This is a genomic window from Arthrobacter sp. Soil764 (assembly GCF_001428075.1).
Taxonomy (GTDB): domain Bacteria; phylum Actinomycetota; class Actinomycetes; order Actinomycetales; family Micrococcaceae; genus Arthrobacter.
Genome location: NZ_LMSI01000008.1, coordinates 24,717 through 38,842, shown reverse-complemented (window position 1 = coordinate 38,842; position 14,126 = coordinate 24,717). Strand labels below are relative to the sequence as shown.

The 14,126-nt window shown below is 66.1% G+C and carries 14 protein-coding genes; 2 read left to right on the top strand and 12 right to left on the bottom strand.

The features are described from left to right. Nucleotides 1-2 precede the first annotated feature (2 nt). On the top strand, nt 3-338 hold the full coding sequence (locus ASG86_RS06810; protein WP_056331862.1) for a cupin domain-containing protein: 336 nt from the start codon (nt 3-5) through the stop codon (nt 336-338). A 143-nt stretch (nt 339-481) separates the two neighbouring features. Here ASG86_RS06810 and ASG86_RS06805 read toward each other — a convergent pair whose 3' ends face one another. The 12 genes from ASG86_RS06805 to ASG86_RS06750 form a co-directional block, all read right to left on the bottom strand. Next, complete coding sequence (locus tag ASG86_RS06805; RefSeq protein ID WP_056331860.1) at nt 482-1,294, bottom strand: hypothetical protein; 813 nt, start codon at nt 1,292-1,294, stop codon at nt 482-484. Continuing rightward, nucleotides 1,294-1,839, bottom strand: a complete 546-nt coding sequence (locus ASG86_RS06800) for an RNA polymerase sigma factor (RefSeq protein WP_056331926.1) — start codon at nt 1,837-1,839, stop codon at nt 1,294-1,296. Before ASG86_RS06800 ends, ASG86_RS06805 begins: the two co-directional genes overlap by 1 nt. 97 nt (nt 1,840-1,936) lie before the next feature. Then, the gene (locus ASG86_RS20485) at nt 1,937-2,593 is read right to left on the bottom strand and encodes a hypothetical protein (protein ID WP_056331858.1); all 657 of its coding nucleotides are present in this window, start codon (nt 2,591-2,593) and stop codon (nt 1,937-1,939) included. A gap of 202 nt (nt 2,594-2,795) precedes the next feature. After that, entirely contained in the window at nt 2,796-4,037 is a 1,242-nt protein-coding gene (locus ASG86_RS06790) for an MFS transporter (RefSeq protein ID WP_056331857.1), read from the bottom strand. 219 nt (nt 4,038-4,256) lie between these two features. Then, nucleotides 4,257-5,531 (bottom strand): AGE family epimerase/isomerase, encoded by a 1,275-nt coding sequence (locus tag ASG86_RS06785; RefSeq protein ID WP_056331855.1) that lies wholly within the window; start codon nt 5,529-5,531, stop codon nt 4,257-4,259. A 38-nt stretch (nt 5,532-5,569) separates the two neighbouring features. Continuing rightward, a complete protein-coding gene (locus ASG86_RS06780) occupies nt 5,570-6,313 on the bottom strand; it encodes a sulfite exporter TauE/SafE family protein (protein WP_056331852.1) in 744 nt (247 codons plus the stop codon). Next, a complete protein-coding gene (locus ASG86_RS06775; RefSeq protein ID WP_056331850.1) occupies nt 6,314-7,753 on the bottom strand; it encodes an NAD-dependent succinate-semialdehyde dehydrogenase in 1,440 nt (479 codons plus the stop codon). 64 nt (nt 7,754-7,817) lie between these two features. Further along, nucleotides 7,818-8,633 (bottom strand): carbohydrate ABC transporter permease, encoded by an 816-nt coding sequence (locus ASG86_RS06770; RefSeq protein WP_056331848.1) that lies wholly within the window; start codon nt 8,631-8,633, stop codon nt 7,818-7,820. Between the two features lie 4 nt (nt 8,634-8,637). Next, on the bottom strand, nt 8,638-9,594 hold the full coding sequence (locus tag ASG86_RS06765; protein WP_056331846.1) for a carbohydrate ABC transporter permease: 957 nt from the start codon (nt 9,592-9,594) through the stop codon (nt 8,638-8,640). Then, nucleotides 9,591-10,880 carry an ABC transporter substrate-binding protein gene (locus ASG86_RS06760; protein ID WP_056331844.1) on the bottom strand — a complete coding sequence of 430 codons (1,290 nt, stop codon included), beginning with the start codon at nt 10,878-10,880 and terminating at the stop codon, nt 9,591-9,593. The genes ASG86_RS06765 and ASG86_RS06760 overlap by 4 nt, the downstream gene beginning before the upstream one ends. Before the next feature lie 89 nt (nt 10,881-10,969). After that, nucleotides 10,970-11,854: an aldolase gene (locus ASG86_RS06755; RefSeq protein WP_056331842.1), complete on the bottom strand. Its 885-nt coding sequence runs from the start codon at nt 11,852-11,854 to the stop codon at nt 10,970-10,972. Nucleotides 11,855-11,886: 32 nt separating this feature from the next. Then, entirely contained in the window at nt 11,887-12,792 is a 906-nt protein-coding gene (locus ASG86_RS06750; protein WP_056331840.1) for a carbohydrate kinase family protein, read from the bottom strand. 138 nt (nt 12,793-12,930) lie between these two features. Between ASG86_RS06750 and ASG86_RS06745 the strand changes: the two genes are divergently transcribed. Continuing rightward, nucleotides 12,931-14,073, top strand: a complete 1,143-nt coding sequence (locus tag ASG86_RS06745; RefSeq protein WP_056331838.1) for a Gfo/Idh/MocA family protein — start codon at nt 12,931-12,933, stop codon at nt 14,071-14,073. The last annotated feature ends 53 nt before the right edge of the window (nt 14,074-14,126 follow it).

Sequence of the window (14,126 nt, the reverse complement as noted above, 5' to 3'; positions counted from 1 at the left end):
CCATGCAGAAGATATCGATCGATGCGCTGGCCCGGCAGCAGCTCGAGGCCGCCATCGGCTCCACCAACGGCAGGGCTGCGGACACTGTGTACGGCGGCCACGAGAAGATCCTTCGCCAGACGGTGATGGCCATGACGGCCGGAACCCAACTGAGTGAGCACCAGAATCCGGGGGACGCCACCGTGTTCGTGATCCAGGGCTGCGTGAGCCTTCGCGCCGGCGGTGAATCCTGGCAGGGCAAGGTGGGCGACCTGCTCATCGTCCCGCCCGGCCTGCACAGTCTTCACGCGGAGGAGGACTCCACCTTCCTGTTCACGGTGGCCAAGTACCGCGACTAAGTCCCATCGATTGCTCCATATTGGTCGTTTTGGACCCTGAAAACGACAGTTACGGAGCACTCGATGACGTATTGCGCATAAAGTTCGACGGCGGCTGCCGGCTTTCGTTCGGAAGTCCTGCGGTCGTTCTGAATGCCTGCGGATCAACGTGCCGGGCCGGGTTTTGTTTTGGCCCTGGGCGTGGGCGATTCGGCAGTCGTGTCGGGGCGTTCTGCCACCTCTTTGCCGCTGGCCTTGGGTTCGGCGGCATCGCTGCCGGGGATGGCCGGCCCGCCCGCATTAGGAGGGGCGACACCGCCGCGTTGTCCGGGGGCCTTGGCGCCAGGCTCACCTCCGTGGCCAGCATCTGCCGGCATCCCGGTCAGGCCATCCGAGGGAACTTCAGGTGAATCAGCGGCCGGTTCGTGTGTCTCCGGAGGTTCGGCAGCAATCCGGTCGGTGGACTGGGCGGGTGCCGAAGGAGGAGCAGGCAAAGGCCCGTGGGTCAGCGCAGCAGTGGGTACGTCCGACGCGGGAGCGGGTATGACAGCGGGCCCGGGCATTGGTGCTTCGGCGGGAAGGGTGGGTGCAGGAGTCGCAGGGGCCGGAGGCGAGAACCAGCCCATGACGGCACTGACGCTTTCCCCGGCTTCACGGCGGACGTTTTCGTTTCCGGCCGCGGCGCCGCCGGCAATACCGAAGGAAGCAGCCACGGCGAGCGTAGTGATGACGACGTACTTCTTCTTCCGGGGCTTGCCCGGTTCCAAACAGATCACGTCGGCCGTTTCGGACTCACCCAGATGTGCGGCAAGCTCGGCTGACGGAGCGGGGACTTCGGAAACCCTGAGCGTCCGCAGCTGCAGCAACAGTTCCCGAAGTCCCGCGTCGTCCGGGAAGCCTGCCTCGGCCAGCAGGGCCTCGACGGACTGTTCGTCCTCGAGCCGGTACTTCTGCCGGGCCTTGTCTTCAGTCGTCATTACCGGTCCTCCCGTAACGGGGTACAGAGCTTGCGGAGGCGGCAGAGGGCCCGGCGCTGCAGTTGTTTGATGGCACCCGCGGTCTTGCCCATGATCTCCGCCGTCGTCTCAACGGAAAGGTCCGCCACGATCCTCAGCGTGATCACATCCTGCTGGTCCTGCTGCAAATCACTCAGCAAGGCTTTAACATTGCCCGAGCTTTCCACCGCCAGCAGGTCGTCCTCGGCCGAACTGCTGCAGCGCGGGTCCTGATCAGGGTCGTAGTCCGTGGTGTGTGGCGTCTTCAGCCTTCGCCTGTGCTCGTCAACGTAGCGGGCATGGGCGATGGAGAAGACCAGGGACTTGAGGCCCTTCATCCCGCCGCGCACGTCCCCGAGCTGCGGGACAAGGGCCAGAAAGACCTCCTGGGTCAGAGCCTCGGGGTCCTCAACGCCACGTGAGCGCAGGTAGCTGAGCACCCCAGGCGAGAATTCGCGGTAAGCAGCACAAAAGATGCTGTCGTCCGTCTTTCCTGACGGCTCTGCCTCGTGCTCAATCCTTTGCATCCGCCCCCCCTGCGGCAGATTTCCCTGGAACGCTCTCCACATTGGCTGCTGCGCCGGGACGGTGAGCGCGTCCCGGGGCAGCAGCGCCATACGACAGCTACCGCTGGCCGTTGTTGGAGTGCTTGGCGCTGGTACCGGCCTGGTGTCCGGCGCCGTTGGATGAGGTTGCGCCCTGGCGCTGCTCTTTTACCAGCTGCTGTTGCTGGTCCTGCCCTGCCGTAACAGGGGAGTCGCCGTCCTCGGCGTCCTCGTCTCCGGGAGCCGCAACAGTGGCGCAGTAGGCACCAACGCCGTCCTCCCCGCCCGCAGCCTGGACCAGGGCGGTGTAGGCCGTGGACGTGGTGCTCAAGCCGCCATTGGTGAAGGCATTGCAAAGGCCGAAGGCTGCAGGGCCGGTGGCGTCAGGTCCCGCGGCCGTGGACGTGGGCGAAGGTTCGGGGTCAGCCGTTTCCGTGGGGGCCGGCTCTGGTGACTCCGTTTCTGTTTCCGTTGGCGTAGGCTCCGGCGCTTCTGTCTCCGTTTCCGTTGGCGTAGGTTCCGGCGCCTCGGTTTCGGTTTCCGTAGGAGTTGGCTCGGGGGATTCGGTTTCCGTTGCCGTGGGGCTTGGCGACGGCGATTCCGTTTCCGCAAGGACGGACGGTGTGTCCGGCAGCGACTCTGCCATGGCGGCTACGCCCGTGCCGCCCACCGCCAAAGCTCCTGCTGCCAGCACAGTCATGGCGAGCTTGTTGCCTGAGACAGTGAAGAAAGACATGAGACCCTCCGTTGACGAACTCTTTCGTTTGGTATCAACTCGGCGGGTTATCCCCGCACTTAGTGGATCGAAACTGAGGTCACAAAGGTTACGGGTTTGCGACAAACTTTTGACTAGCTTGTCATCACAGGGTTCATCGACTGCTCCGTAGATGCCGTTTTGGGGCGTGAAAACGGCATCTACGGAGCAATCGATTCAGGAATCAAGCCCGGTCCTTGACGCTTTCCTTGATGGGACGAGGCTCCAGCCAGATGCGTTCGCGGGGGCCCGGCGGGTACGCGTACCGCTTCCCGGCGAGCGTAATCACAAACGCGGCAACCACCGGTATCGCGGCCGCGGCCGGGACCAGCAGCGGGCCGCCCACCACCAGCGCCGCCGAACCGTACAGCGCGCCGATGGTGATGCCCAACTGGATGGTCAGGACGGTGAGCCCGTTCGCAGCCTCGCTGTACTCGCCGCCGGCCCGGAGGATCGCCGACTGGTTGTAGATACCGATCGCGCCCAGGCCGGCCCCCCAAATGGTCATCAAGACCAGGGCCAGGGGCAGGTTCCCCACCGCGAAAGGCAGGAGGAACATCGACGCGGCGATGGCCGCCGTCGTGATCAGCAATGAACGGCGCGGCCGGGAATCCACGGTGAGTCCCGCAATCCAAATGCCCAGCAACCCGGACCCGCCCAGCACCGTGAGGGAGAGGCTGATGGCGTAGTCCGGCAACGCGGCCTCGCGGATGAAGGGGGCGATGTAGGTAAACAGCGCGAAGTGGGCCAGGACCAGCAGCGGCCAGGCGATGGCCACTGGTTTCACACCCGGCTGGCCGATGGCCTTGCGCAGTGACGGCCGGGCGGCATCCGAAATGCGCCGGACGCGGGGGAGCAGCCAGAATGCAAGCACGGTCAGGACCACCCCGAACCCGGCGAGCACCAGGAACGCTGCGCGCCAGCCGAGGAACCCGCCCAAAGCCGTACCAACGGGGGCGCCGATGGCCAGGCCCAGGCTGTTGCCGCTGAACACGATCGCCAGGGCTTTGCCCACCTTGTCCGCCGGGACCACCCGGGAGACAAACGGCGCCATGGTTGTCCACAGCAGCCCATGTGCCAGGCCACCCACCAGGCGCGCGATCATCGCCGAGGTGAAATCCGGTGCCAGTCCCACCATGGCATTGCTGAGTGCGAAGGTCAGGACTAGGCCCACCAGCAGGGCGTGCCGGGGAATCTTTCCCAACAGGCGGGCAGCCGGAACCACCGTGACCACGATGACGGCGGCGTAGGCGGCGGCAAGGTAGCCGGCCACCGGCTCGGAGACCCCCAAACCGGTGCTGATCTGGGGCAGCAGGCCGGACGGCAGGAGTTCAGTGGTGATGGCAGTAAAAGCGATGGTGGCAAGGACCGCCATCGCGGCATACGGAAAACGGGCAGGCACGGGCGCGGAAGTCGCGGAGGACATGGGGGTGAGGATCCATTCAAGGGGGAGGGGTGGAATGCGGCGCTGCTCGCCTGACAATTCCTCCCTTAAATTTACCGGATCGTTGGGTCTGTCACGGACATGACAGACGCCCTGCTCCTGCCGTGCGGAGCCACCGCACGGTCCCCGAACCGCCCCTTGTAAAGGATCTCCTACCGGCGGCCGAAGTCGGTGTCCGTGTACGAACCTGGCCGGACGGAATCAGCGGCTGATAGCCTCGTTGACCCGCTGTGTCTGGTTAAGGCGCGCGTCCAGCAGTCCGGCTGCGACTGCTGGGGCCAGGCCGGGCGCCAGCGGAAGGCGCGGGACCACCAAACAGTGCCACAGGTGGTAGATGTCCGCCTTGCCGGACCAGACGGTGGAGGTGACGTTGCCGTTCTCGTCGAGTTCCTGCTTCCAGGATCCGTGCTCGTAGTCGATGAACCAGTCGCGGGCGTGGTCCCAGATCCGCTCGTACCAGTCCGCATACTTTGTCTCGCCGGTGGCGATGTAGAGGGCGGCAGCGCCCCCGATGGCCTCGGCGGGCACCCAGCGGATGCGGGTGGTGACAACCGGCTTGCCTTCCCAGTCCACCGTGTACACGAAGCCACGGTGGCCGTCAGGTTCCCACGCGTCGCGGATGGCGGCGTCGAACAGGCCGCGGGCGTCCTCCAGCAACCATGCCGGGACGTCCAGGCCGCGGGCCTCGAGCCCGGCGCGGAGGTGGAGGAGCAGGCGCGCCCACTCGACCCAGTGGCCGGGGGTTCCGCCGTAGGCGCGGAACTGGCTGGCCCGGTCGTCGGTGTTGTACTCCGGCATGGGGTTCCACTCCGGGTCGAAGTGCTCAAACACCCGGTAGTTGTTGTTGCGGGCGAAGTCGTGGATGAGCACCTCGGCGATGTGCAGGGCGCGTTCCAGCCAGCGGTTCTCCCCGGTCACGTCGGCGACGATCAGGTACGCCTCCACTGAGTGCATGCTGGCGTTGCCGCCGCGGTAGGCCTCGGTTTCGGTGAAGTCGCGGTTCCAGGAGTCGAAGCACATGTTGGCCCCGTGGTCCCAGAATTTCGTGTCGGCGATCCGCAGCGCCTCGTCCAGCAGTTCCCGGGCGCCGGGGCGGCCCGCGGCGACGGCGCTGGCGGCAGCGAGGAGCACGAAGGAGTGCTGGTAGCCGGACTTCGTGTCATTCACGGGACCGTTCCCGTCCACCTCGGCGTACCAGCCGCCGAACTCATCATCGTGGAGGGCTCCGTTGAGCGCCGCGATGCCGTGGTCCACCAGGAGTGCAGCGCCCGGCCGGCCCATCAGTGCGGCGACGGCGAAGCTGTGGGTCATCCGTGCGGTGATCCAGAGGTGCGTCGGCTTGTCGGCGAACACCTTGCCGTAGTTGTCGAGCCAGCCGAATCCCGTGGGGACCTTCGAGGCTGCGGCGAAATTGATGAGCCGGTCGGTTTCTACCTCGAGCCATCGTGCGTGGGCGGCACTGTCGAGCCAGGTCATGTCATGTCCTCTTTCTGGTGAAGGTGCAAAATGTCAGGTCAGCCGATGGCGTCGGATACGCCGCGGATGATGGTGGCTGCCGCGCCCAGATACGCCAGGACGATCAGGAGGATCTGGGCGGCGCGGGCGGGGACGTGCTTTGAGGCGAGGTCACCAAGTACCAGGCCGGCCAGGCAGGCGACGGCGACGGCGATCCACATGGCCAACGGCAGCGCCGGGAACGAGGCGGGAGCGGTGATCGCCTTCGAGACCAGGGAGAACGTGCCGATGGTGAAGAAGTACGGCTGCATGGTGGCCGCGAAGGATTTGTGCTGCCACCGCGTGGCAATGGAGTACATGCTGACGGCCGGCCCGCCCACGCCTGCCGCCGTGTTCATGAACCCGCTGAGGCCGCCGGCGGTGAAGAGGTAGCGGCGGCGCTCCGGCAGGGTGGCGGATTTCAGGACCAGCAGGACGGTCAGGCCGACGGCGAGGATCACCCCGATGGAGATCTCCAGGATGGCCGGCGGTATGAGGCGGATCAGGATCGCCGCCGGGATGATCCCCAGCAGGGCCGAGGCCGCGAGCAGCAAGTACCGCTTCCAGTCAATGTCCCGAACCACACGGAAGATGATGGCTCCCGCAGTGACGGCGCCGCACACGTTCACCAGCACCACCCCCTCCACCGGGCCCAGCAGCAGGACCAGGAAGGGGGCGGCCACCAGCGCGAAACCCATGCCGGTGACGCGCTGCATCCCGGCGCCCATGACGACGGCGCCCAGCACCAGCCCGGTGGTCAGCATTTACGGCCTCCAGGCCACGTACTGGACCTCCTCGAACTCTTCGAGGCCCAGGCTTGATCCCTCCCGGCCCAGGCCCGATTGCTTGGCGCCGCCCATGGGGGCGAAGGCAACCGACGGCAAGGGGTCGTTCACGCCGACGATGCCGGCGTCGAGCCGCTCCGGGATGTCCCAGCCGCGCTTGGGGCTGCTGCTCCACACGTAGGCGGCCAGGCCCATCTCTGTGGCGTTGGCCTTCCTGATTGCCTCTTCCTCCGAGGAGAAGGTGACGACGCCGGCCGCCGGGCCGAACACTTCATCGGTCACCAATGGTGCGTCGTCCGGGACGTCGGCGAGCAGTGTGGGTGCCATGAAGGCGCCTTTGCCAGGTACTGCAGTCCGCTGGGTGACCTGGCGGGCGCCGCGTTCCAGGGCGTCGTCCACCAGTGCCTGAACGGCGGACACCCTTTCGGCGTCGATGACCGGGCCGAGGTCCGGAACCGGTGCACCGGCGTCGGGAACGCCGTGGCCGATGCTCATCGCGTCAAAGCGTGCGCCGAGCTTCTGCGCGAACTCGTCCGCGATGCTGTCCTGGACCAGGAACCGGTTGGCGGCCACGCAGGACTGGCCGGTGTTGCGCAGCCGGCCCAGGATGGCGCCTTCGACGGCCGCGTCCAGGTCGGCGTCCTCGAACACGATGAAGGGTGCGTTGCCGCCCAGTTCCAGCAGGGGCCGGACCACGCGCTCCGAGGCTGACGCCATGATCTGCCTGCCGACTCCGGTGGAGCCGGTGAAGCTGACGGCCCGGACCGCAGGGTGGGACATCAATGCCCCGGTGATCTCACGGGAGGGACCGTGGACCAGGTTCACCACACCGGCGGGGAACCCTGCGTCGTGCAGGACCTCGAACAGTCCTGTGGCGGCCAGCGGAGCCTTCTCGGACACCCTGCCCACCACGGTGCAGCCAGCAGCCAGCATGGCGGCGAGCTTCCGGGCCTGGATGGAGACCGGGAAGTTCCAGGGCGTGAGGCTGAGGGCCACACCGATGGGTTTGCGGGTGCTCAGGTGCCGGCGGCCCTGCAGCTCGGGCGGGCTGAGGGTGCCGGTGGCCCGGCGGGCTTCCTCCGCGAACCAGCGGAAATACTCCACCGAGAAATCCACCTCGCCCTGTGCCTCCGGGAGCCGCTTGCCGGCTTCCAGTGCCAGTGTGTGCGCGAGTTCGTCGCGGCGTTCCGCCAGGAGGTCGGCGGCGTTGCGGAGCAGGTCCGCCCGGTTGCGGACGGTGGTGCGTGACCACGGGCCGAAGGCCTCCGCCGCGGCATCGGCCGCCTGCGTGGCATCCCCGGCGGTGCCCCACGCCACCTCGCCCACGGTGCTGCCGTTGCCAGGATCAGTCACGTCCTTGGCGGTTCCGGCGGTATGCCAGCTGCCGTTAATAAGGTGCCGGGCCGATTTGAGGTTCATGAATGGTGCCTTTCGTTGGCTGGGAGGGCGCGGCCACCCGCGCAGCCGCCCGTCGTCGTCGTACTCATCCCTTGCTCGCCCCGGCGGTGATGCCTGCCACAAAGTAGCGCTGCAGGAAGACGTAGGCCACCACCACGGGCAGGGACGCCAGGATGACGCCGGCGAACAGGAGCGGGTAGTTGGTCTGGAATTCGCCCTGGAAGCTCAGCAGCGCGAGCGGCAGGGTGCGGTTGCCGGGAGTCTGGATGAACAGCAGCGGGTACAGCAGCTCGTTCCAGTGGATGACGAACAGGAAGATCGCGGCGGCCGCGATGGAGGGGGCGGAGAGCGGAAGGGCAATGGAGGCGTAGGTCTTCCACGGCCCGCTGCCGTCAATGGAGGATGCTTCGTAGAGTTCCTTGGGCAGTGTCCGCATGAACCCGCCCAGGATGAACACTGCGATGGGCAAGGTGGACACCACATTGGCCAGGATCAGGCCGCCCAGGTTGTCCAGCAGGCCTAACCTGCCGAAGAGCACGTACAGCGGCACCATGTTGGCTTGCGCCGGGATGGCCATCCCGAGGACCAGGAAACCGAAGATGGCCCAGGACATGAACCCCTTCAGCCGGGACACGGCGTAGCCGGCCAGGCTGGCCAGGAACAGGGTGAGCGGCACGGAGACGGCCGTGACAATCACACTGTTCATGAAGGACGAGCCCAGGTTCTGGCCGCCCACCACCTCCGCGAAGTTGTCCGGGGCGATGGAGTGCGGGAGGCTGAACGGCCCGGCGAACAGTTCCTGCGTGGTCTTGAAGCTGCCGAAGGCCACCACGGTCAGCGGAACGATGATGATGACCGCGTAGATCGCCAGGATGGCGCGGCGGCTTATTGAGGCGAGCATGCTGCTATTCCCCCTTCGGGGTCAGCCGGAGCAAGCGGCGCTGCAGCCAGGTGACCAGGGCGATCATCGCCATGAAGATGATCGACTGGGCGGCGGCGTAGCCGAACTCCGAGTTGGCAAAGGTGCTGTAAATGCGGGTGGAGAGGATGTCCAGGGAGCTCTTGGGCGGGTTTCCCGCGATGCCCAGGATCAGGTCGAACGCCTTGAACGACTGCACCGTGGTGTAGGCCACCACGATGGACGTGGCAGGGGCCACGAACGGCCAGGTGATGGACTTGAACTGCTGCCACTTGTTGGCGCCGTCCATTTCCGCTGCTTCATAGAGTTCGCGCGGGATGGCCTGCAGCCCCGCGATGTAGACCACCATCATTTGGCCGGAATGGAACCACACCTGGGTGACAGCGACCCAATAGAGAGCCTGGGCGTCGTTACCAAGGTAGGAGCCGCCGTCCACACCCACCGTCTTGAGGACCGTGTTGGCCAGGCCGAAGTTGGGATCGTAGATGAACTTCCAGATGAAGGCCACCGACACCGAGGACAGGATGGTGGGGAAGAAGAACAGGGCGCGGAGCAGGATGCTGCCACGGGAATTCTTCGTCAGGAGCAGAGCGAGGATCAGTGAGAAGATCGTCTGCGCGATCACCACCAGCAGCACGAACTTCAGGTTGTTGGTCAGCGCGTTGGTGAACAGCGAGTCCTTGGTGAACGCCCGGATGAAGTTGTCCAGCCCCACGTAGTTGAACGCCGCCGAGAAGCCGTTCCAATCCGTGATCGCGTACTGGAAGGCCTGCAGCGTGGGCATCACCAGGAAGAAGGCGACGACGGCGACGGCAGGCAACGGGAACAGGTACAGGGCCGGATTCACCCGGGTGGGGGAGCGGCGGCGCACCTTGGCCGTGTTGGCGGGAGTTGGGCTCTCCGGTGCCTTGCCCTTGGCAGCGGTTCCCGGATGGATGCTCATAGCCGTTCGTCAACAATCTTCTGGGCGGCTGCGGCTGCCTGCTCCGGGCTGGTGCCGGAGATGACGGCCGTTGCGCTGGCCTCCACCGCATTCCGGACGTCCAGGTTGTTGAACTGGAACCGTGCCGCGAGGGCGGTCTTCTTCTGCAGCCAGGGGCTCAGCCGCTTCAGGTCCGGGTTGGTGTACTCCACCTTGTCCACGGACACGTGCTGGGCCGTTTGGTTGGCGTAGTAGCCGGCGTTCTCGGGCTCGGAGAGGAAATCGATCCACGCTGCCGCGGCGGCCTGGTTCTTGCTGGCCGAGTTGACGCCCAGGATGAAGGTGGCGTTGTAGGCGCCCTCGTACTTGCCCTTGCCGTCGGAAGTGGTGTTGGGGAACACCAGGTCGATGGGGAATTTGGCACCTAGTCCGCGGACCGCGGCGATGTGGTACGAACCGGTGGCCAGCATGGCGGCCTTGCCCTGCGAGAACAGGTTCTGTGCCGGCTCCACCGCGGTGCCGGTGGCGTTGGGCTGCAGGTACGGGACCAGGTCCTTGTACTGGTTCAGCATCTTGATGAACCAGTCGTCGGTCACCTTGAGCTTGCCCTGCTCGATCTGGGCGCACATGTCGTCCACCGGCGCGTTGTTGGCGATCATGCAGTTGAACAGCTGGCCGCCGTTTCCCACGTCGCCGCCGGGCCAGGAGATGGGGATGACGCCGGCGGAGGCGAGCTTCTCGCACATGCCCAGGAAGGCGTCCCAGTTCTTGGGGGCAATCTCGGCGCCGGCCTTGTCGAAGAGATCAACGTTGGCCATGGGCATCGGGAACACCACCTGGTAGGGCAGGCCCAGCTGGCTGTCCCCGTTCTGTCCGGCGGAGAGCAGGCCCTTCTGGTAGTTCTTCACCGCCTGGCTGTCCTTGAGTTCGGTGTAGATCCCGGCTTCGGTGAAGTTCTTGAACTGGGCGCCGCGGAAGGTGGCGAAGGCGTCGCCGATGGAGCCGCCGCGCAGCTTCTGCAGGGCCTGGGCGTTGTAGTCGTTGGAGGTGGAGATGTCCTGCGCCACCTCCACGCCGCTGTGCTTTGCTGCGAAGCGCTTAATGAGTTCGTCAAACACGGCCTTGTCCTCGCCGCGCCAGTGCGCGAAGGAGACCTTGCCGGTGACGGCGCCGGTGGACGGGGCAGCCGGTCCGCTGGCTCCTCCGGGTGCGGTGGAACCGCCGGGCCCGGCGCACGCCGCCGCGGTGGCGCCGAAGCCCAGGGCGCCGAGAACGGCCATGGCCTGCCTGCGTGAAATCTGACTCACAATATTCTCCTCGTTGAGTGTTTGCTGTGCCTTGTTTGCTTGCTGCGGAGAGGGGTTGCCCCGGCGACGCTTCGGCGCTCCAACCGCGCCTAGGCGTGCGTCCGTTGGCTGGAGACGACGTCGTCCACCACGGCGCAGAGGCGCTGCAGCCGGCGGACGGCGTCCGTGGAGAGGGATTCGACGACGTCGGGGGCGCCGATGCAGGAGGCCCACACGGCGCGCCCGGAGAGGAAGCCGCTGGCACCTTCCAGGCAGGCCCACCGGACGGCGTCCGGGAAGACGTCTTCGGGGACACCCGAGGACAGGACCACCCAGGGTCCGTCGATGGCCTTGGTCAGTTCGGCGCACGCGGCGCGGACCTCTGCTTCGGAGGCCTGGCCCTTGAAGGGGACCTCGGCTTTGTAGAGGTCGGCGCCCAGGCTGCCCAGTTCCTTGGCAGCGGCGAGGATGCCGGCGTTCCAGTCGAAGTCGCCGCCGGCAAGGGGCTTGCGGGAGACGGGTTCGATGATGCTGATCAGCCCGGCGGACCGGCAGCTCTCCACGAATTCGCGGACCATGGCCACCCGGCCCTCGGCGGGCTCGTCGGGGCGGTACAGCACCAGCAGCTTCAGGGCCTTGGCGCCGAGGGCCTTGTACTTGTGCGGCTCCACCAGGCGGTCGATGGTCACCTCGCCCACCAGCTCGCCGTGCGCGGATTCGAAGTGGTCCGCGGAAGCGATGAGTCCGCAGCCCGGGTCCACGACGCCGGCCTCGATGGCCTGGTCAAGGGCGAACTGCCGGTCGATGAGGATTCCCGAGGCGTAGGGGCTGAGGATGCGTGCGGCCTCCAGCTTGAAGTCCTGCAGGTCCTGGTCGGTAACGGGCTTGTCCGTGTGCTCGGCGAACATGTTGCGCATGGCTTCGCGCTGGTCCACGGCGAGCATCGCGAAGGCGCCTGAGGGGCGCTGCAGGGGGGAAAGGTCGGTGTGGCTCATGGGCTGCTTCTTTCAGCTGGCTGGTATTGGGGCTAGGCAGGTTGGTTGGTGGCAAGTTCGGAGGTGACGGCCTGGTGCGGGATGGCCGAGCGGCCGTCCAGCCCGGCGCAGGAGGCGGCGGCGGTGCGTCCGGCAAACGCCGCAGCTTCCACCAGGGGAAGCCCGGCGGCGACTGCGGCCAACAGGGCGCCGTGGTAGACGTCGCCGGCGCCGAGGGTGGAAACGATCTCTGCCGGCGTGGCGGGCACGTGGACGGGTTCGCCGCCCCGTTCCAGGACCCAGGCGCCGTCTGCGCCGGCGGTGGCGACGACGGCGGAAGCACCGTCGTCGACCGCTTTGCCCAGGAGCGCCGCGGGGGAGAGGTCCGTGCCGTACTCGGCGGCGAGCCTTTCGATGGTGGGCACGTAGAGTGCGACGCCCCGGGGGCTGAAGGAAGGGATGGGGTTGCCGGCGTCCACGCTGATGTTCAGGGCGGCGGTGCCGGCACCAGCCACCGCGTTCCAGCCCAGGTGGTCCGTGTGGACCCAGGCCGCGGATTCGAGCAGCTCCCGGAATCGGCTGTCCTTGGGAAAGCTGACCGGCGGCACCGGCCGGGTGACGATGGACCGGCTTTCGGTGGCCCTGCTGACGATGATCACGCTGGCGCCGGTTTTGACGCCGGGATCGCGGATGACGGCGGAGGTGTCCACGCCCTCGGCCTCGAGTCCGGCGATGATGCGGTCACCCTCCTCATCAGTGCCGAGGACGCCGGCGAAGGCAGTGTTGGCGCCTGCCCGGGCCGCCGCGACGGCTGCGGTGGCTGCGGGGCCGCCGCCCGCCGCCGCAAAGTCCGTGGCGACAGTGCGGCTGTCCGCCGCCGGGTAGTCCTGCACCAGGGCGATGGAGTCAAGGGTGGCGCAGCCTACGAAGAGCAGGGGTCCAGTTGACGGTTGGGGCACGTTCCACCTCGTTGTAGTTGCGGCTGGTACTGAAGAAATATACACATAGCATGTTGGAAAAACAACACTTTCTGTATAGTTGTGTTTGGGATGCAACGCCGCGGTCCCCCCACTCAACGTAGAGAAACGGAGCAGCTCATGTCATTGCCTACTGCGGAATCAGTACGGACAATCCGGTACGGCCTCATCGGAGCCGGCCATATGGCCCGTGAACATGTCCGGAACCTTGCCCTGATCCCGGGAAGCCGGATCACCGCAGTGTCGGATCCCACGTCGTCGTCCCTGGATGAGACGGTGAAGGAGATCGGCTATGAGGTCCGGACATTTCCTTCCCATCAGGAACTGCTGGCATCAGGGCTGGTGGACGCCCTCGTGATCGCCAGCCCCAACGACACCCACCTGGGCATCCTCAAGGACATTTTCGCCAGCGGAACCAACCTGCCCGTGCTCGTGGAGAAGCCCGTGTGCACCAGCGCGGAGCAGGCAGACGAACTTGAGGTGCTGGCCGCCAACTACTCCGCACCAGTATGGGTTGCCATGGAGTACCGGTATATGCCGCCGGTGCAGGAGATCATCCAGGCGGCCCACGGCGGCAGGCTTGGCAACATCCATATGCTCTCCATCGTGGAACACCGCTTCCCGTTCCTGCACAAGGTGGACGCCTGGAACCGCTTCGCAGAGCGGACCGGCGGCACATTGGTTGAAAAATGCTGCCACTTCTTCGACCTGATGCGGCTGATCCTGCAGGACGAGCCGGTGCGGGTTTATGCCAGCGGCGGCCACGATGTTAACCATATGGACGAGGTCTATGACGGACGGGTTTCGGACATGGTGGACAACGCCTACGTCATCGTTGACTTCAAGGGCGGTCGCAGGGCCATGCTGGAGCTGTCCATGTTTGCCGAAGGATCCAAGTTCCAGGAACGGATCTCCGTTGTGGGGGACGCTGCCAAGATTGAAACCCTCATCCCGGTAGCTGCCAATCACTGGATTCCCGGAGACGAGACTGAGGCAACTGTGGAATTCAGCCCACGGTCCCCGCTGGGCCCCGAAAAGCATGACGTTCCGGTGGATGAGGCTGTCCTGGCGGCCGGCGCGCACCACGGCTCCACCTACTATGAGCACCTGGGCTTCCGGAAGGCCATCCTGGGTGAAGGTCCGGTGGAGGTCACCGTGGCGGACGGCCTGCAGTCGGTCCGCATGGGCCTCGCTGCCGAACGTTCTATTACGGAAGGACGTCCCGTGGAGTTGGGTAATGCCGCCGTCGGGGTACGTTCATAAGAAGATACGTGTTGGAATTGCAACATCCCGCCAGGCTCCTGCCCGGCGTATTG